This window comes from Streptantibioticus ferralitis, assembly GCF_029223525.1.
Taxonomy (GTDB): Bacteria; Actinomycetota; Actinomycetes; order Streptomycetales; family Streptomycetaceae; genus Streptantibioticus_A; species Streptantibioticus_A ferralitis.
The window spans coordinates 482,843-500,747 of sequence record NZ_JARHTQ010000001.1 but is presented as its reverse complement, the minus strand read 5'-3'; the positions used below and the strand labels follow the sequence as shown (position 1 = coordinate 500,747).

Sequence of the window (17,905 nt, the reverse complement as noted above, 5' to 3'; positions counted from 1 at the left end):
TCTCCGCCGCGACGGCGAGCAGCCACGGCGAGGCGGACCGGCGGTGCCGAACCGGCCGCCACCCCTTGCACGCCGGTCCGCAGCCGGAATCGTTCCGGGGGAATGACGCGGGGCATCCGCGTGTTGTCCGAATCGACGCGAACGTCGACGAGCACGCAGAACCGAGGAAGGCTGCCGCATGGTTTCAGTCGTATGCCAGGCCCGCGCGGAGGCCCCGTACCTGTCATGGCCGCATTGGGGCATCGATGGGGGCGCGTCCGGCGGGCGCCGGTCGTCCGAGATATTCTCCGAATCGGGTGATGCCGTGCAGGGCATCACCACGGTGGCGGAGGAGGTGGGTCCGGTCACAGGGACCGAGAACGGTACGACGGACGAGCAGCCGCAGCCACGTTCCGCGGAGTCGGAGGCGGTTTCCGAGTCGCCCGGAGAGCGCAGCGCGCGCTTCGAGCGGGATGCGCTCGCGTTCCTCGACCAGATGTACTCCGCCGGGTTGCGCATGACGCGCAACGCGGCCGATGCCGAGGACCTGGTGCAGGAGACCTACGCCAAGGCGTACGCGTCCTTCCACCAGTTCCGCGAGGGCACCAACCTGAAGGCCTGGCTCTACCGCATTCTCACCAACACCTTCATCAACTCCTACCGCAAGAAGCAGCGCGAGCCACAGCGCAGCGCCACGGAGGAGATCGAGGACTGGCAGCTGGCGCGCGCCGAGTCGCACATGTCGACCGGGCTGCGCTCCGCCGAGTCGCAGGCGCTCGACCACCTGCCCGACTCGGATGTGAAGGCCGCGCTGCAGGCGATCCCGGAGGAGTTTCGGATCGCGGTGTATCTGGCTGATGTAGAGGGCTTTGCCTACAAGGAGATCGCCGACATCATGGGTACACCCATCGGTACGGTGATGTCCCGGTTGCACCGCGGACGGCGCCAACTGCGCGGTCTGCTGGAGGACTACGCGCGCGAGCGCGGGCTCGTACCTGCCGGTGCGGGCACTGTGGCGGGGGAGTCGCACGATCGGAAAGGCTCGGATACATGAGCTGCGGCAACCCGCACGAGACGGACTGCTCCGAGGTGTTGGACCACCTCTACGAGTACCTCGACAGCGAGATGTCCGAGGGGGACCGGCACCGGCTGGAGGAGCACTTCGGAGAGTGCCACCCGTGCTTGGAGAAGTACGGCCTGGAACAGGCCGTGAAAAAGCTGGTCAAGCGGTGCTGCGGGCACGATGACGTGCCCGGCGACCTGCGCTCCAAGGTGCTTACCCGGATCGAGCTGATCCGGGCGGGCGAGATCGGGCCGGTCACCGAACCGGCGGTGGAGGGAGCGCCCGCGCCGGCGGCCGCGGAGCCCGACACCAGCCGCCCGCAGACCACTTCGTAGCTTTCGCTCACCGCTCCTGTTCGACGGGCGCGGTCGGCCCCTGACAGCCCGGTTCGGGCAGGGGCGGACCGCGCCCGTCGCGCTAGCGAGGTGAACTCGCCGGTAATGAGCGGCCTCTCGTGGCAACGTGGTTGGATGCGCACACAGGGAGGGTAGGGGGCCGCTAGGGGGCGAGGAGGAGCGGTGGCCGTCGAAATCCAGGCGGAAATGGTGGCGAATGTATGGCAGGTTGTCGCTCAGGAGGGCGATGACGTGGCGGAGGGGGACACCGTGCTGATCCTGGAGTCGATGAAGATGGAGATTCCGGTGCTCGCCGAGGCGGCGGGCGTTGTCGCCGAGGTGAAGGTGACCGAGGGCGATGTGGTGCAGGAAGGCGACGTGCTCGCCGTGATCGCGTGACGGACGCCAGTTGACGGCTGTCATCCGCTGATCGCGGGCGGTCGCGGCGCGGCCCACCCCGTTCGGCACCACCGCAACACCAGTGAAGAGCAGGACGAGTAACCGGCAGGCGGGAATCGTGAGGATCTTCGGCAGAGTGCGGCACCGGCCCTCCGCCACGTGGCGGCAGGCCACCGACCGCGCGTTCACGCTGATCGACGACGGGCGTTACGAAGACGCCGGCGCGCTGCTCACCCGCGCCGCCGACCTGGAACCGTGGCTTCCGGAGTCCTGGTACAACCTGGCCCTGCTGCACAAGTTCCGGCACGACTGGGAGCAGGCGCGGGCCGCCGGACTGCGCGCCGTCGCCCTGCTCGACCGTGACTCCGGTGCCCCCGATTGGTGGAACATCGGCATCGCCGCCACCGCCCTTCAGGACTGGCCGCTGGCCCGCCGCGCCTGGCAGGCCTACGGCCTGCGGATGCCCGCTGCCCAGGCCGCCGCACCTTCCGACGCACCGGTGAGCATGGCGCTGGGCAGCGCCGCCGTCCGGCTGTCGCCCGAGGGCGAGGCCGAGGTGGTCTGGGGCCGCAGACTCGACCCGGCCCGGCTTGAGGTGCTGAGCATCCCGCTGCCGTCCTCCGGGCGGCGCTGGGGCGAGGTGGTGCTGCACGACGGCGTCCCGCACGGCGAGCGCGTGGCGGCCGACGGCGGGGCGTTCCCGGTCTTCGACGAGATCGAGTTGTGGGCGCCGTCCCCGGTACCGACCTGGCTGGTGCTGCTGGAGGCGGCCACCGAGGCCGATCGGGACGCGCTGGAACGATTGGCCGCCGACGCCGGGTACGCGGCCGAGGACTGGTCGTCCTCCGTTCGGCTGCTCTGCCGCACCTGCTCGGAGAGCAGGATGCCCACCGACGACGGCTCCGACGCCTCCCGCGACCCGCACGACAAGGGCGAGCCCGGCCACCCCGGCCATCTGTCGCACCGCAGCTCGGGGGCCCTGTGGGTACCGGAGCGCGAGTGCGGGATCGCCGCCCCGGCGGGACTGGTGCGCGGCCTGCTGGAGAGCTGGGTGGCGGACAGCCCGGACACCCGTGACTGGCGTGATCTTGAAGAGGTCTGTTGACTGCCGTTGACGGGACGACCGCCGCCCACGAGGACCGCTGGTCCGTACGGGTGACCGTACTCTTGACTGGCAGAACCGTGAGGACCAGGAAGGCGCACCGCAGACCATGACCCAGCAGGACCAGGCTGAGCAGCAGTCGGAGTTCATCGACGACACCACGGACGCCGAGGCCCGGGAAGCGGCACACCGCGCGCGCGGCACCGCCCGCCCGATCACCGTGATCGGCAACCCCGTGCTGCACAAGCCGTGCCAGACGGTGACCGGGTTCGACGACGAGCTCGCCGCGCTCATCGACGACATGTTCGCCAGCCAGCGCGCCGCCGAGGGCGTCGGCCTGGCCGCCAACCAGATCGGTGTCGGCCTGCGCGTCTTCGTCTACGACTGCCCGGACGACGACGGCGTACGGCACGTCGGCCATGTCATCAACCCGGTCGTCGACGAACTCCCGGCCGACCAGCGGGTGTTGGACGACTCCAACGAGGGCTGCCTGTCCGTCCCCGGCGCCTACATGGAACTGGCCCGCCCCGACTACGCCGTGGTCCGCGGCCAGGACCTGCACGGCAACCCGATCGCCGTGCAGGGCTCCGGCTACTTCGCCCGCTGCCTCCAGCACGAGACCGACCACCTGAACGGCTACCTCTATGTCGACCGTCTCTCCAAGCGCGAACGCAAGGACGTCCTACGGCAGATGGAGGAGGGCACCCCGAAGTACGAGACGGTGCCGAACGACTGACGCGACCCAGGTCAGGGCGTCCAACGCAGTGCCACCCAAAGGGGTGATCCGTAGTTCGTGTGCACGCCGGGGGCAGCTGAAACGGCGTAGCTTTTCGTGACGTACTGGTAAGCGACTCGCGAGACTGGCGGTCATGCCGCACGGAACCGGGGGATGCCGCCCATGACCAGTTGCCACGGCGACGAGTTACGGTCGTCGTTCGACGACGTCTTCTGCGAGTTGCTGCCCAGGCTGTACCGCAGAGCCGTCCTGCTGGCCGGGGCGCATGCGGCCGAGGACGCCGTTCATGAGGCGTACCTCAAACTGGTCGCCCGGCCGCAGCGGTTCCTGTCGCATCCGGAGCCGTACGCCTACGCCTTCAGCGCCCTGGTGAGTGTCGTACGGGACGGATATCGCCGCGGCAGCAAGCATGTGCTCGTGGCGGAGATGAAGGAGTCCGGTTCCGGCTCCGACCGCTGGGACGGCGGATTCGAGGAACGGGCCGCCGAGCTCGAAGCGGTGCGCCTGCTAGGGCGGTTGTCGGTTCGGCAGGCAGGCGTCGTCATACTTGTCGACCTGGACGGGTACACCATCGATCAGGCGGCCGAGGTGCTTGAGCTGCATCGCGGGACCGTCTCCCGGTCCCGCGCACGGGCTCTGGACAAGCTGCGACGCCTGTTGGCGGAGCACCAGTTGTAGACCGCGGAAGGACGGAGGATCCATGGGCGGCAAGGCATCGCACGAGGACGTCGCGGCCGCGTTACGGGATCGACTGCGCGCCGCTGATGAGCGGATCGTCCCGCCACCGGGACTGTGGGAACGGGTTCAGGCATCGTCGCCCGCGGCTTCCGACCGTTCGCGGCAGCGCCGGCCCCGATGGCGCTCGGTGCACACGGTCCTGTCGGCGGCCGCCGTCGTGGCGGCGATCGCCGTGATCGCCCTGGGGGCCTCGTGGTTGGGGCGCTCCGGTCGGTCGTCGCCCGCCCGGCCCGCACCGTCGGCGACGCTGACGGTCTACAACGCCGAGGCCCCCTGCCAACCGCTGCGCACCATGGAGTGCGCGCTCCATCTGGCACGGAACCCCTATGCGCCGTACTCCGCGGCCGGCAACTCGGCGGGCAAGGTCTGGCACGGCGACCGGCTGGCCGCGACCTGCGTCATCGCCGACGGCACGCTGATCCAGGACGAGAGCGGCATCACCTCCACCCGCTGGTACCTGGTCAGCACGGCCGCCGGAATCCGCGGCTGGCTGCCCGGCGTACGCACCCGCAACTCCACCGAGATCCGCACCTGCACCGCGGCCGAAGCGCGGTCCCGCTGACCGGCCGTACGGCGGCAGTGGAAAGATCTTGGAACTCGATGTCATACGGGACCCCCTCGCCATGCGTATAGCAAGCGGCGGGCACGAAACGTGCCGGGTACGCCACACCGCATGACAGGAGGACCGATGAAGGCAGGTCAGAAAATCGCTGGGGCAGCCTCCGCGCTGGTGCTCTCGCTCGGGAGTGTCGTGGGCGTTGGGATGGCCGTGGCCCCGACGGCGCACGCCGCCGCCTCGGACTGCGAACACGGTGCGAACGGATTCGTCGACATTTCCGACAACGCCAGTGGCACGGTGGAGCGTTCGGTGTCCCACGACGGGGACACCATCTCCCTTCAGTCGGCCGGCGGTCGTGGATTCGCCAAGATCGAGGGCAACACGATCAACGGCACCGAGTCCGTGTGGATGGACTGGACGCAGGACGGCGGGCAGTCGTGGCTCCAGTGCGGGCCGTTCACCGTGAACCACGGCAACGGCAGTTCGAAGACCAGCGCCGCCCAGCGGGAGAGCAGCAGCAACCAGTGGCGGTTCCGTGCCTGCGGCTACACCGCTGACGGCGCGGTCACCTGTACCGACTGGTGGTGATCTAGCCAACGCCCGTACAGCGCAAGCTGCCGGGCGTGTCGCTGAGGGGCGCCATCACGGGGGGTGCCCCTCCTGAGGAACGGTGGCCGCTCCCCGCCCTGCGGGGGGAGCGGCCACCGCCGCGGCCGACTCAGAAGTCGTCGTCGAACGACACCGAACCCTCCACCGCGACCTGGTACGCGGACGCGCGGCGCTCGAAGAAGTTCGTCAGCTCCTGGACGTTCTGCAGTTCCATGAAGGAGAACGGGTTCTGCGAGCCGTAGCGGACCGGGAGGCCCAGCCGGGCCAGCCGCTGGTCGGCGACGCACTGCAGGTACTCGCGCATGGACTCGGTGTTCATACCGGGCAGGCCGTCCCCGCACAGGTCGCGTGCGAACTGCAGCTCCGCCTCCACCGCCTCCTCCAGCATCGCGGTGACCTGCTTGGCCATGTCCTCGTCGAACAGGTCAGGCTCCTCCTCCCGGACGGTGTCCACCACCTGGAAGGCGAAGTCCATGTGCATGGACTCGTCGCGGAACACCCAGTTGGTGCCGGTGGCCAGGCCGTGCAGCAGGCCACGGGAGCGGAACCAGTAGACGTAGGCGAAGGCACCGTAGAAGAACAGGCCCTCGATGCAGGCCGCGAAGCAGATCAGGTTCAGCAGGAAGCGGCGGCGCTCCTCCTTGGTGCGGAGCCGGTCGATCTTATCCACCGAATCAATCCACTTGAAGCAGAACTGCGCCTTTTCGCGGATCGACGGGATGTTCTCCACCGCGGCGAAGGCCGCCACCCGGTCGTCGTGGTCCGGGAGATAAGTGTCCAGCAGCGTCAGATAGAACTGGACGTGCACGGCCTCCTCGAACAGCTGGCGCGACAGGTACAGCCGCGCCTCGGGGGAGTTGATGTGCTTGTAGAGCGTCAGCACCAGGTTGTTGGCGACGATGGAGTCGCCGGTGGCGAAGAACGCCACCAGGCGCCCGATCAGGTGCTGCTCACCGGGGGTGAGCTTGGCGAGATCGGCGACGTCGGAGTGGAGGTCGACCTCCTCCACCGTCCAGGTGTTCTTGATGGCGTTGCGGTAGTGCTCGTAGAAGTCCGGGTAGCGCATGGGGCGCAGGGTGAGCTCGAAGCCCGGGTCCAGCAGGTTCTTCGACTGGTTCTCGTCAGACATTACTGGCAGGCCTCGCAGGACTCGGGGTTTTCCAGGGAGCAGGCGACCGCTTCCTCGGCGGTCGGCTGGGCGGGGACGTTCACGGCCCCGGAGGCCGCGCGGGCGATCCTGGTCGCCGGGCGCGAGCGCAGGTAGTACGTGGTCTTCAGGCCCTTCTTCCAGGCGTAGGCGTACATCGAGCTGAGCTTGCCGATGGTGGGCGCGGCCATGAAGAGGTTGAGCGACTGGCTCTGGTCGAGGTAGGCGGTGCGGGACGCGGCCATGTCGATCAGCGCGCGCTGCGGCAGCTCCCAGGCGGTGCGGTACAGCGTCCGTACGTCCTGGGGGAGCCAACCGAAGTCCTGCACCGAGCCGTTGGACTCGCGCAGTGCCTCACGGGTGGCGGCGTCCCAGACGCCGAGCTTCTTCAGCTCCTCCACCAGGTAGGAGTTGACCTGGAGGAACTCACCGCTGAGCGTTTCGCGCTTGAAGAGGTTGGAGACCTGCGGCTCGATGCACTCGTAGACCCCCGCGATCGATGCGATGGTCGCGGTCGGAGCGATCGCCAGCAGCAGCGAGTTGCGCATGCCGGAGCGTGCGACACGCTCCCGCAGCGCGGCCCAGCGTTCCGGCCACCGCTCGGTGGTGTCGTAGTGGTCCGGGTGCAGTACGCCGCGTGCGGCGCGGGTCTCGGACCAGGCCGGGAGCGGGCCGTGCCGCTCGGCCAGCGCACAGGACTGCTCGTAGGCGGCGAGCATGATCCGCTCGGCGATCCGGGTGGACAGCTCCTGGGCCTCGGCCGAGTCGAACGGCAGCCGGAGTTTGAAGAACACGTCCTGCAGGCCCATCACGCCCAACCCCACCGGGCGCCAGCGCTGGTTGGAGGCGGCGGCCTGGTCGGTCGGGTAGAAGTTGATGTCCACCACCCGGTCGAGGAAGGTCACCGCGGTACGGACGGTGGCGTCCAGCCGCTCCCAGTCCAGCTGGCCGTCGGCGCCGAGATGCGCCCCCAGGTTGACCGAGCCGAGGTTGCACACGGCGGTCTCGCCGTCGTCCGTCACCTCCAGGATCTCGGTGCACAGGTTGGAGGAGTGCACCACCCGGCCGGGCTCGGCGGTCTGGTTGGCGGTGCGGTTCGAGGCGTCCTTGAACGTCATCCAGCCGTTGCCGGTCTGGGCGAGGGTGCGCATCATCCGGGCGTACAGCTGACGCGCCGGTACCTGCTTGACGAACCGGCCCTCCGCCTCGGCCTTGCGGTAGGCGGCGTCGAACTCCTCGCCCCACAGGTCGACCAGTTCGGGTACGTCGGAGGGGGAGAACAGCGACCAGTCGGCGTCCGCCTCCACCCGGCGCATGAACTCGTCCGGGATCCAGTGCGCGATGTTGAGGTTGTGGGTGCGGCGGGCGTCCTCACCGGTGTTGTCCCGCAGCTCCAGGAACTCCTCCACGTCCGCGTGCCAGGTCTCCAGGTACACGCAGGCCGCGCCCTTGCGGCGGCCGCCCTGGTTGACCGCCGCGACGGACGAGTCGAGGGTGCGCAGGAACGGCACGATGCCGTTGGAGTGCCCGTTGGTGCCGCGGATCAGCGAACCGCGCGAGCGGATGCGGGAGTACGGCAGGCCGATGCCGCCCGCGTGCTTCGACAGCCGGGCGATCTGGTGGTAGCGCTCGTAGATCGAGTCGAGCTGGTCGAGCGGGGAGTCCAGCAGGTAGCAGGACGACATCTGGGGGTGCCGGGTGCCGGAGTTGAACAGCGTCGGCGAGCTCGGCAGGTAGTCCAGTCGGCTCATCAGGCCGTAGAGCGCGGCGACTTCGTCCAGCGCGCCGGCCGACTCGTCCTCCGCCAGGCCGCAGGCCACCCGCAGCATGAAGTGCTGCGGGGTCTCGATGACCTGCCGGGTGATGGGGTGCCGCAGCAGGTAGCGGCTGTGCAGGGTACGCAGCCCGAAGTAGCCGAACCGGCCGTCGCCTTCGGGGTCGACGAGCGCGTCGAGGCGGGCGGCGTGGATACGGACGAAGGCGGCGGTGCTGTCGGCGATCAGGCCCTCGCGGTGCCCGGTGGCGATCGACTCGGTGAACGTGGTCACGCCCTGGCCCGCCGCCTCCTCGCTGATCGCCCGGGCCAGCAGCCGGGCGGCGAGGCGGCTGTACTGCGGGTCCTCGGCGATCAGACCGGCGGCGGCCTCGGTGGCCAGCCCGCGCAACTCGGCCTCGTCCGAACCGGCGTGCCGACCGCGCAGTGCGGCGGCGGCGACCCGTCCGGCGGCGGTGTCCGGGAGATCGGTGGTCAACTCCGTCAGGGTGCGGAGCAGGTCCGTGCCGGGGTCGGCCTCCGAGTCAGGGGCGATTGCTGACTCGGGGTCTGCGGGCGCGATGGTCACGGTGGTCTCTCTCCCTCGTAGGCGGCGGCGACGCGGGAGGAGCGCGGGCGCGCACGGGCAGCCCGAACCATCAGGAAGGCACCCCGTATCGCGTCCGCCGGCCCAACCCGCGAGGCCCGGACAACACTGCACCGCCCGGTCAGTCCGGAGGGTGCGCCGTCGGCAGGTCCTCGGACTCACGGGAACGGCAGCGCACCCTCCCCCATAGCCTTAAGGGCATGGGAGGTGCCCCCCCTCCGTTGCGGGGCAGTCCCGGATTCGCACCGGGTTCCCCTGCGGCGACAGCGGTGACGAGCATACATCTAGTGCCGCGTGAAGGGCGCACCCCTAGATGTTGTGTCGGACGCATCATGAATGGAACTGGAGTTCCGCCGCGGAAGTGGCTACAGTTCCACCGCGAACGTCCACAGCAGGGCGCCCGGCCCCGCCTCCCAGTCCCGTTCCGGCGTGCGCCGGAAGCCGAGCCTGCGATACAGCCGGTGGGCCGCGGTCATCTGCTGGGCGCTGGATATGACGACCCGCCGCAGCCCCAGTGCGCGTGCCCGGTCAAGGCAGGCGCGCACCAGTTGCTCGGCCGCTCCGCGCCGTCGTGCGTCAGCCGCCACCACCAGCATCCGGAACTCGCCCTCGCCGGGCCCCGCGACTTCCGCGTACGCGCTGCCGGGTGCGGCGAACGTCACGGAGCCCAGCACCTGGTCGCTCGCCGCGTCCGCGGCCACCAGGACCTCGGAGTGCTCCGCCCGATGCCGGACGTCCCGTAGCACCGCCACGTAGGGGCTGTCGGCGCCCCGGGCGAGCAGCCCCTCGTCCACATAGGTGCGGGCGGTGAGTTCGCCTATGGTGTCCAGCTCGTCGGGCCGCGCGCCGCGGATGATGATGTCCATGGTGGCAGTGTGCCGCAGGGGTACGACAACGGGCCGCCCCCCTTTTCGCGGGGCGGCCCGTGGGCGCGCGGGTCGTCAGTGGCCGGTGGTCGCGACCGGCGGCAACTCGTCGCCGTGCGGCGGAGGTTGCGGTGCGGTCGGGCGCTTGGCGTCCGCGGTGTAGTCGGCCGGGGCCGTCTCGTCGAAGCCCTCCGGGGTGCCCAGTGCCTTGAAGACCACGGTCAGGACGATCGCGACCGCCAGGTTCAGCGCGAAGGCGGTCAGGCCGATGTAGCCGATCTGGCCGATGCCCGGGATCAGCTTCGAACTGCCCCCGAAGTGGGCCTGGGTGGGACTGGCCACCGTCCACGCGGCCCATGTGCCGTACACCATGCCGACCAGCCAGCCCGCCAGCAGCGCCCAGCGGTGGAACCACCGGGTGTACAGGCCCGCGACGATCGCCGGGAAGGTCTGCAGGATCCAGATCCCGCCCAGCAACTGGAAGTTGATGGCCACCGTCTTGTCCATGGTGAGGACGAAGGCCAGGGCTCCGACCTTGACCACCAGCGAGACCAGTTTGGAGACCCGGGTCTCCTGCTCGGGTGTGGCGTTCGGCCGCAGGAAATCCCGGTAGACATTGCGGGTGAACAGGTTGGCGGCGGCAATGGACATAATGGCCGCCGGGACAAGCGCGCCAATTCCTATGGCCGCGAAGGCAAGGCCCGCGAACCACGACGGGAAGACGTTCAGGAACAGCTGCGGGATCGCCAACTGCGCGTTGAAGCCCTTGACTCCCTTGCCGACCCCGTCGGCGATCGCCATAAAGCCCAGCATCGCCAGCAGCCCGAGCATCAGTGAATACAGCGGCAGGATGGTGGTGTTGCGGCGCACCACATCACGGCTGCGGCTGGAGAGGGTGGCGGTGATCGAGTGTGGATACATGAACAGCGCGAGCGCGGAGCCCAACGCCAGGGTGCCGTAGGCCCATTGGTTCTTGGCGCTGCTCACCAGTTCGCCGCGCGGTTTGCCGGTGGCCGGGTTGACTTTGGAGTATGCCTCGCTCGCGGTGTGGAAGATATGGCCGAAGCCGCCCAGCCGCATGGGGATGTAGATGATCGCCACCGCGATGACGATGTAGATCAGCGAGTCCTTGACGAAGGCGATCAGCGCGGGCGCGCGCAGCCCCGAGGAGTAGGTGTACGCGGCGAGTACCGCGAAGGCGATCAGCAGCGGCAGGTCCTTGACGAACCAGTTGGTGGAGGTGCCACCGCCTACGCCCAGGACGTCCAACACGGCTTGAATACCGACGAGCTGGAGGGCGATGTACGGCATCGTGGCGAGGATTCCGGTAATCGCCACCGCGAGCGACAGCCCTCGTGACCCGTAGCGCCCCCGGACGAAGTCCGACGGGGTGACATAGCCGTGGCTTCTGGCGACCGACCACAGCCGGGGCAGGAAGCAGAAGATCATCGGGTACACCAGGATGGTGTACGGCACCGCGAAGAAGCCGGAGGCACCCGCCGCGTAGACCGCCGCCGGAACGGCGACGAACGTGTACGCGGTGTAGAGGTCGCCGCCGAGCAGGAACCAGGTGATCCAGGTGCCGAAACTGCGGCCGCCCAGCCCCCACTCGTCCAGGTTGAGGGCGTTCTCGGCGCGCCGCCAGCGGGCGGCCAGGAAGCCGAGCACGGTGACGACCAGGAAGAAGAAGACGAAGACGGCCAGCGCGACTCCGTTGACACCGTGCTTCATGCCGCCCCCTCGGGTCCGTCACTTCTGCGGGCCCGTTCCTCACGCCTGATCAGCACATAGGCGACCGAGGTGAGGCCGGTGGAGATGACCACCCACGCCATCTGGTACCAGTAGAAGAACGGAATGCCGATGAACGCCGGGGTGGGCCGCGCGTACGAGCTGACCCACAACGTCGCGACGAACGGAAGTATCAGGCAGAGCGCCGCCACCAGCCGGGTGGCGGTGATGACAGGTTTGGGCTGCGGTGGCGGTTCTGTCATGATTGCGGCTCCCCGATGCGATAGGTCTCCCACGTAATGCGCAGGCAATCTAGGCGAGCGCATGTGGTCTAGTCACTACCCGTCCGCATATCGGATCAGCCACGCTTGCGGCTCCCGCCTGGGGGCAGGGGGTTACCGCCTCCCGGGGGCTGCGCCCCCGGGCCCGCCCGCAGGGGCTCTGGGGGCGGGCCCCCAGAAGAGAAGCCCCTGACTCCAACGTCAGCTGGGACGTTGGAGTCTTGCCACGAACTTGTAGCGGTCGCCGCGGTAGACCGAGCGGACCCATTCGACGGGTTCGCCGGTTGTGTCGATGGAGTGACGGGAGAGCAGCAACATCGGTAGGCCGACGTCCGTGCCCAGCAGGCCTGCCTCGCGGGGCGTCGCGAGGGACGTTTCGATGGTCTCCTCGGCTTCGGCCAGATGGACGTCGTAGACCTCGGCCAACGCTGTGTACAGCGAAGTGTGTTTGGCGAGGTTGCGGCGCAGTGAGGGGAAGCGCTTGGCCGACAGATGGGTGGTCTCGATCGCCATCGGCTCACCGTTGGCCAGCCGCAGCCGCTCGATGCGCAGGACGCGCCCGCCCGCCCTGATGTCCAGCAGCCCGGCCAGCCGGTCGTCGGCGGCGACATAGCCGATGTCCAGCAGTTGGGAGGTGGGCTCCAGGCCCTGCGCCCGCATGTCCTCCGTGTACGAGGTGAGTTGCAGCGCCTGGGCGACCTTGGGTTTGGCGACGAACGTGCCCTTGCCCTGGATGCGCTCAAGGCGCCCCTCGACGACGAGCTCCTGGAGCGCCTGGCGGACCGTGGTGCGCGAGGTGTCGAACTCGGCGGCCAGCGTGCGCTCCGGCGGTACGGGGGTACCGGGCGGCATGGTCTGGGTGATGTCCAGCAAGTGCCGCTTGAGGCGGTAGTACTTCGGGACACGCGCGGTGCGCGCGCCCGACGCCCCCGCTCCGTTCTCGGGCGTCTCCGACGCGCCGACCGGCGTGTCCATGGCCGGCGCCCCGGCGCCCCCGTCGGTATCCATGGGCTGCGCTCCCGACTCCTTCTCGGCTGCCGTCACCGGCTCCTCCGTCCAATAGCGGCTCACATGGTGGCACGGCGTGCGCCGTGCACGTAGCGGTAAGCGGACGTCGTAGGTCAGGTGTCGGTCCGGTAACGGACTCGACAGCCGCTCTTATACACCCTTGACACCCCTAAAGGTCTAGGCCAAGCTCCCCGTACTGGTCTAAACCATTAAAGACCAGGGGGGAGTCTCTGGCACCTTCAGGAGGGTGGCGTGATGCGCAAGCGCAGGGCGGCGATAGCCGTATTGGGTGCCACGGCAATGGCCGTGTCGGTTGCGGCGTGCGGGTCCAGTGGCAGCAAGAGTGACAAGGCGTCGGGTCCCGGGGACTTCAAGGGAAAGACCCTGACCGTCTGGGTGATGAGCGGCTCCAACCCACCCGGCTGGACCAAGGACATCACGGCCGCCTTCGAGAAGAAATACCCGGGTGCCAAGCTCAGCGTTCAGGTGCAGCAGTGGGGCGGTATCCAGCAGAAGCTGACCACCGCCCTGTCCGAGAACAACCCGCCGGACGTGGTCGAGGTCGGCAACACCCAGACCCCGTACTACGCGGCCACCGGCGGTCTGATGGACCTCACCGGTGACAAGGCGGACCTCGGAGGCAAGGACTGGTCACCGGCGCTGAACGCCTCCGCCGTCTACCAGGGCAAGCAGTTCGCCGCTCCCTGGTACTTCTCCAACCGGGTCGTCGTGTACAACAAGAAGATCTGGGCCGACGCGGGGATCAAGGACACCCCCAAGACCCAGGACGAGTTCTTCAAGGACCTGGACACCATCAAGGCCAAGGGCACCCAGGACGCGCTGTACGCGCCGGGCCAGGACTGGTACTCCTTCGACGGGTTCCTGCTGGACGCGGGCGCGGACCTGGTGAAGAAGAACGGCGACAACTACGTCTCCAACCTCGACTCACCGCAGGCGGCCGAGGCCATCAACCTGTACAAGAAGCTCAACTCCTACGGCACCGCGCCCAAGGACAAGGACGAGGCCACCCCGCAGCAGTCGGACGTCTTCGCCAAGGGCGATGTCGGCGCGTTCATCGGCTTCGGCTGGGAGGCGGCCGGTGCGATCGCCAAGAACCCCCAGTTGAAGGACCAGATCGGCTACTTCCCGATTCCGGGCAAGCCCGTCGGCAAGCCCGCCAAGGTCTTCCTCGGTGGCTCCAACCTGGCCATCGCCCAGGCGGGCAAGAACCCCGAGCTGGCGAAGGACTTCCTGAAGCTCGCGCTGTCCGACCAGTTCGAGGGCGCGCTCGCCAAGGAGGGCGGCGTCATCCCGAACAAGACCTCGCTCAACTCCAACCTGACCGGCAACCCGTTCGCCACCGCCGCCTCGGCCGCCGCCGTGGGCGGCGGCACCACCCCGCTGATCCCAGCCTGGGGCAACGTCGAGAACAAGCCCAACCCGATCTCGACCATCTTCATGACCGGCGTCCTCCAGGGCCAGGACCCGTCGGCCGCCGCCAAGCAGGCCGACGCCGAGATCGACAAGCGGCTCAGCCAGAAGCAGTGAGTCGTACGGGTGGGGCCGCCGCACGGGTGGCCCCACCGGTACGCCAGGCACCAGCGGGGAGGAAGACAACAGCATGGGTGCGCAATCGACCGGTACGGCGACTGAGCCGCGTCCCCCCAGTGCGAGCACACCGCCGACCCCGCCACCACCGGCGGGCCGCAAGCGGTCAGCGGGCGGGCTGGCCGCGCGTGGCGCCCCGTACCTGCTGATCCTCCCGGCGCTGGTGGCGACGGCCGCGCTGCTCGCCTATCCGCTGCTGCGCAACCTCGTCATCTCGTTCCAGAACCTCAACGCCTTCCAGCTCATCCAGCACACCACCGAGTGGACCGGATTCGGCAACTACACCGACCAGCTGACCAGTTCGGTCTTCTGGCACACCACCTTCCGCTCGGTCCTGTTCACCGCCGCCAACGTCGCGTTGATCATGGCGACGGGGACACTGGTGGGACTGCTGCTGAACCGGCTGGGCAAGCGGATGCGGCTGTTCCTCTCGCTCGCCCTGATCCTGGCCTGGGCGATGCCGATGGTCGCCGGAACCACGGTCTACCAGTGGCTCTTCGACTCGCAGTACGGCGTCGTCAACTGGGGGCTGGCGAAGCTCGGTTGGCACTCGATGGCGGGATTCAACTGGTTCGGCGGCCAGTTCTCCACCTTCTCCGTCATCACCTTGATGATCGTCTGGCAGTCCGTCCCGTTCGTCGCCCTCAACCTCTACGCGGGACTGACCACCATCGCCGCCGAGCTGTTCGAGGCGGCCCGGATGGACGGTGCGACCGCCTGGCGCACCTTCCGCTCGGTGACCTTTCCGATCCTCAAACCGTTCTTCCTGAGCACGGCGTTCCTGGAGATCATCTGGGTCTTCAAGGCGTTCACGCAGGTCTACGCGCTCAACGCCGGGGGACCCGCGGGCACCACCCAGACCCTGCCGGTCTACGCCTTCGTCGAGGGCGTCGGCAACCAGCACTACGGCGTGGGCGCGGCGATCTCCACGCTCACCATCCTCATCCTGCTGGCGCTGATGTCGTACTACTTCCGGATCATTCTCAAGCAGGAGGACGACCTGTGAGGCGCTCGCTTCTCGGACGCTTCTGGCCCAACGCCGTCGCGGTCCTCCTGTTCGTGTTCTTCGTCTTCCCCGTCTACTGGATGGCGACCACGGCCTTCAAGCCGGACATCGACATCATCAGCAAGACCCCGGACTTCATCCCGTTCCACGGTACGTTCGCGCACTTCGACAAGGCGGTGCACGCCGCCGGTTTCTGGGAGCTGGTACGCAACAGCTTCACCGTCGCCCTCGGCGCGGTGCTGCTCTCCCTGGCGATCGCGCTGCTGGCGTCGTTCGCGCTGGCCCGGATGCGGTTCAGGGGCCGCAAGGCGTTCGTCCTGGTGGTCATGGTGGCGCAGATGGCGCCCTGGGAGGTCATGACGATCTCCGTCTACATGATCGTCCGCGACCAGGACCAGCTCAACAGCCTGATCCCGCTGACCCTCTTCTACATGATGATGGTGCTGCCGTTCACCATCTGGACGCTGCGCGGCTTCATCGCCGCGGTGCCCAAGGAGTTGGAGGAGTCGGCCCTGGTCGACGGCTGCACCCGTACCCAGGCGTTCATCAGGGTCGTCTTCCCGCTGCTCGCCCCCGGACTGATGGCCACCTCGCTGTTCGGCTTCATCACCGCCTGGAACGAGTTCCCACTGGTCCTCATCCTCAACAAGCAGAGCGGCCAGACCCTGCCGCTGTGGCTCACCCAGTTCCAGACCAACTTCGGTGACGACTGGGGCGCCACGATGGCCGCCTCCACCCTTTTCACCATCCCCGTGGTGATCGTGTTCCTGATCCTCCAGCGCAAGGCCGTCGGCGGACTGACCGCAGGGGCGGTGAAGGGATGACCATGCTGACTACGGACACCGTGACGCGTGACGCGCTCGGCGTACTCCAGCCCGGCTTCGCTGGAACCACCGCTCCCGACTGGCTGCTGCGGCGGCTCGACGAAGGGCTCGGTTCGGTCGCGCTGTTCGCCCGGAACATCGAGTCACCGGAGCAACTCGCCGCGCTCACCGCGCGGTTGCGGGCGGAGTCCCCGGAGCTGATCGTCGCGGCCGACGAGGAGGGCGGCGACGTCACCCGCCTGGAAGCCCGTACCGGCTCCTCCTTCCCGGGTAACCACGCCCTCGGCGCCGTCGACGACACCGAGCTGACCCGCGCGGTCGCCCGGGAACTCGGCCGCAGGCTCCGGGCGTGTGGCGTCAACCTCAACTGGGCGCCGTCGGCGGACGTCAACTCCAACCCCGACAACCCGGTCATCGGGGTACGGTCCTTCGGTGCCGATCCCGAACTGGTGGCGCGGCACACCGCCGCGTACGTCGAGGGGCTGCAGCAGGCCGGGGTCGCCGCCTGCACCAAGCACTTTCCCGGCCACGGCGACACGGCCGTCGACTCGCACCACGACCTGCCGCGGATCGACGCCGACCTGACGACGCTGTACGCACGCGAGCTGGTGCCGTTCCGGGCCGCGCTCGCCGCCGGGACCAAGGCGGTGATGAGCGCGCACATCCTGCTCCCGGCCGTTGACCGGGCACTGCCCGCCACCCTCAGCCCGGCGGCGCTCACCGGTCTGCTCCGGGCGCCCGAGACCGAAGGCGGCCTGGGCTACCAGGGGCTGATCGCCACCGACGCGGTGGAGATGCGCGCCATCACCGCCACCTACGGCATCGAGCGCGGCACCGTGCTGGCACTGGCCGCCGGGGCCGACGCGATCTGTGTGGGCGGCAACCTCGCCGACGAGGAGACGGTGCTGCTGCTGCGGGACGCCCTGGTAGGGGCGGTGCACAGCGGTGAGCTGCCCGAGGAGCGGCTCGCGGACGCCGCGGCGCGGGTACGGGCGCTGGGGGAGTGGGTCCGTACGCGGGGGCCGGGTGCGGCGGAGGGGATCACACCTGCCCCCGAGGCGGCGGTCACCCCCGAGATCGGGCTGGTCGCCGCCCGCCGGGCACTGCGGGTGACCAGGCTCGGCCCGTACCAGGCACCCGAAGGCCCGGTCTACGCGGCGGCCTTCACACCGGTCGCGAACATCGCGGTCGGCGACGAGACGCCGTGGGGCGTCGCCGCCGAGCTGGAACGTCTGCTGCCCGGCACCGGAACCGGCACTTACCGTGAGGCAGACGTCGCGGAGCGCGGTCTGCCCGCGTTGGTCGCAAATGTGCTGCACTCCGCGGCGGACCGTAGGATCGTCATCGTGGTTCGCGACGTACACCGCCACCGGTGGATGGCCGATGCGCTGGATCGCCTGGTGGCCGCCCGGCCGAACTCGGTGGTGGTCGAAATGGGCGTTCCGCAGGCACCGCCGAGCGGCGCGCTGCACATCGCGACCCATGGTGCGGCCCGCGTGTGCGGGCGAGCGGCCGCGGAGGTCATCGTCGGCAAGGACGCCGACCACTGACTCCGCG

18 protein-coding genes and 1 riboswitch are annotated in these 17,905 nt (G+C 68.9%); of the genes, 12 read left to right on the top strand and 6 right to left on the bottom strand.

The genetic code is table 11. The features are described from left to right. Window positions 1-178 precede the first annotated feature (178 nt). From P2L57_RS02250 to P2L57_RS02215, 8 genes are all read left to right on the top strand, one after another. A complete protein-coding gene (locus P2L57_RS02250) occupies window positions 179-1,033 on the top strand; it encodes a sigma-70 family RNA polymerase sigma factor (protein WP_303655804.1) in 855 nt (284 codons plus the stop codon). Beyond that, on the top strand, window positions 1,030-1,377 hold the full coding sequence (gene rsrA / locus P2L57_RS02245; protein ID WP_275807261.1) for a mycothiol system anti-sigma-R factor: 348 nt from the start codon (window positions 1,030-1,032) through the stop codon (window positions 1,375-1,377). The genes P2L57_RS02250 and rsrA overlap by 4 nt, the downstream gene beginning before the upstream one ends. A 183-nt stretch (window positions 1,378-1,560) precedes the next feature. Further along, window positions 1,561-1,776, top strand: a complete 216-nt coding sequence (locus P2L57_RS02240; RefSeq protein WP_275807258.1) for a biotin/lipoyl-binding carrier protein — start codon at window positions 1,561-1,563, stop codon at window positions 1,774-1,776. Window positions 1,777-1,894: 118 nt separating this feature from the next. Next, window positions 1,895-2,881, top strand: a complete 987-nt coding sequence (locus P2L57_RS02235) for a tetratricopeptide repeat protein (RefSeq protein ID WP_275807255.1) — start codon at window positions 1,895-1,897, stop codon at window positions 2,879-2,881. A 106-nt stretch (window positions 2,882-2,987) separates the two neighbouring features. Continuing rightward, window positions 2,988-3,614: a peptide deformylase gene (def, locus tag P2L57_RS02230; protein WP_275807252.1), complete on the top strand. Its 627-nt coding sequence runs from the start codon at window positions 2,988-2,990 to the stop codon at window positions 3,612-3,614. A 162-nt stretch (window positions 3,615-3,776) separates the two neighbouring features. Continuing rightward, the gene (locus P2L57_RS02225; protein WP_275807249.1) at window positions 3,777-4,292 is read left to right on the top strand and encodes an RNA polymerase sigma factor; all 516 of its coding nucleotides are present in this window, start codon (window positions 3,777-3,779) and stop codon (window positions 4,290-4,292) included. 22 nt (window positions 4,293-4,314) lie between these two features. Beyond that, window positions 4,315-4,914: a hypothetical protein gene (locus P2L57_RS02220; RefSeq protein WP_275807246.1), complete on the top strand. Its 600-nt coding sequence runs from the start codon at window positions 4,315-4,317 to the stop codon at window positions 4,912-4,914. A 126-nt stretch (window positions 4,915-5,040) separates the two neighbouring features. Further along, entirely contained in the window at window positions 5,041-5,499 is a 459-nt protein-coding gene (locus tag P2L57_RS02215) for a hypothetical protein (RefSeq protein WP_275807244.1), read from the top strand. Window positions 5,500-5,629: 130 nt separating this feature from the next. Here the strand turns inward: P2L57_RS02215 and P2L57_RS02210 are convergent, their stop codons facing one another. The 6 genes from P2L57_RS02210 to P2L57_RS02185 form a co-directional block, all read right to left on the bottom strand. After that, window positions 5,630-6,649 (bottom strand): ribonucleotide-diphosphate reductase subunit beta, encoded by a 1,020-nt coding sequence (locus tag P2L57_RS02210; protein WP_275807241.1) that lies wholly within the window; start codon window positions 6,647-6,649, stop codon window positions 5,630-5,632. After that, a complete protein-coding gene (locus P2L57_RS02205; protein WP_275807238.1) occupies window positions 6,649-9,009 on the bottom strand; it encodes a ribonucleoside-diphosphate reductase subunit alpha in 2,361 nt (786 codons plus the stop codon). The genes P2L57_RS02210 and P2L57_RS02205 overlap by 1 nt, the downstream gene beginning before the upstream one ends. A 165-nt stretch (window positions 9,010-9,174) precedes the next feature. Beyond that, a riboswitch (cobalamin riboswitch) is annotated at window positions 9,175-9,282 on the bottom strand. Between the two features lie 110 nt (window positions 9,283-9,392). Then, the gene (locus tag P2L57_RS02200) at window positions 9,393-9,893 is read right to left on the bottom strand and encodes a GNAT family N-acetyltransferase (protein WP_275807235.1); all 501 of its coding nucleotides are present in this window, start codon (window positions 9,891-9,893) and stop codon (window positions 9,393-9,395) included. A 75-nt stretch (window positions 9,894-9,968) separates the two neighbouring features. Beyond that, window positions 9,969-11,624 (bottom strand): monocarboxylate uptake permease MctP, encoded by a 1,656-nt coding sequence (gene mctP / locus P2L57_RS02195; protein ID WP_275807232.1) that lies wholly within the window; start codon window positions 11,622-11,624, stop codon window positions 9,969-9,971. Then, entirely contained in the window at window positions 11,621-11,884 is a 264-nt protein-coding gene (locus P2L57_RS02190; RefSeq protein ID WP_275807231.1) for a DUF3311 domain-containing protein, read from the bottom strand. The genes mctP and P2L57_RS02190 overlap by 4 nt, the downstream gene beginning before the upstream one ends. A gap of 219 nt (window positions 11,885-12,103) precedes the next feature. After that, on the bottom strand, window positions 12,104-12,877 hold the full coding sequence (locus P2L57_RS02185) for a GntR family transcriptional regulator (RefSeq protein ID WP_275807616.1): 774 nt from the start codon (window positions 12,875-12,877) through the stop codon (window positions 12,104-12,106). Window positions 12,878-13,165: 288 nt separating this feature from the next. Here P2L57_RS02185 and P2L57_RS02180 point away from each other — a divergent pair, with 288 nt between their 5' ends. The 4 genes from P2L57_RS02180 to P2L57_RS02165 all read left to right on the top strand — a co-directional run bounded on the left by P2L57_RS02180 (window position 13,166) and on the right by P2L57_RS02165 (window position 17,898). Beyond that, window positions 13,166-14,458, top strand: coding sequence for an extracellular solute-binding protein (locus P2L57_RS02180; protein WP_275807228.1), 1,293 nt, complete (start codon window positions 13,166-13,168; stop codon window positions 14,456-14,458). A gap of 73 nt (window positions 14,459-14,531) precedes the next feature. Further along, entirely contained in the window at window positions 14,532-15,524 is a 993-nt protein-coding gene (locus tag P2L57_RS02175) for a carbohydrate ABC transporter permease (protein ID WP_275807225.1), read from the top strand. Then, window positions 15,521-16,348 (top strand): carbohydrate ABC transporter permease, encoded by an 828-nt coding sequence (locus P2L57_RS02170; RefSeq protein WP_275807222.1) that lies wholly within the window; start codon window positions 15,521-15,523, stop codon window positions 16,346-16,348. The genes P2L57_RS02175 and P2L57_RS02170 overlap by 4 nt, the downstream gene beginning before the upstream one ends. Beyond that, entirely contained in the window at window positions 16,345-17,898 is a 1,554-nt protein-coding gene (locus tag P2L57_RS02165) for a glycoside hydrolase family 3 protein (RefSeq protein ID WP_275807219.1), read from the top strand. Before P2L57_RS02170 ends, P2L57_RS02165 begins: the two co-directional genes overlap by 4 nt. Window positions 17,899-17,905 lie beyond the last annotated feature (7 nt).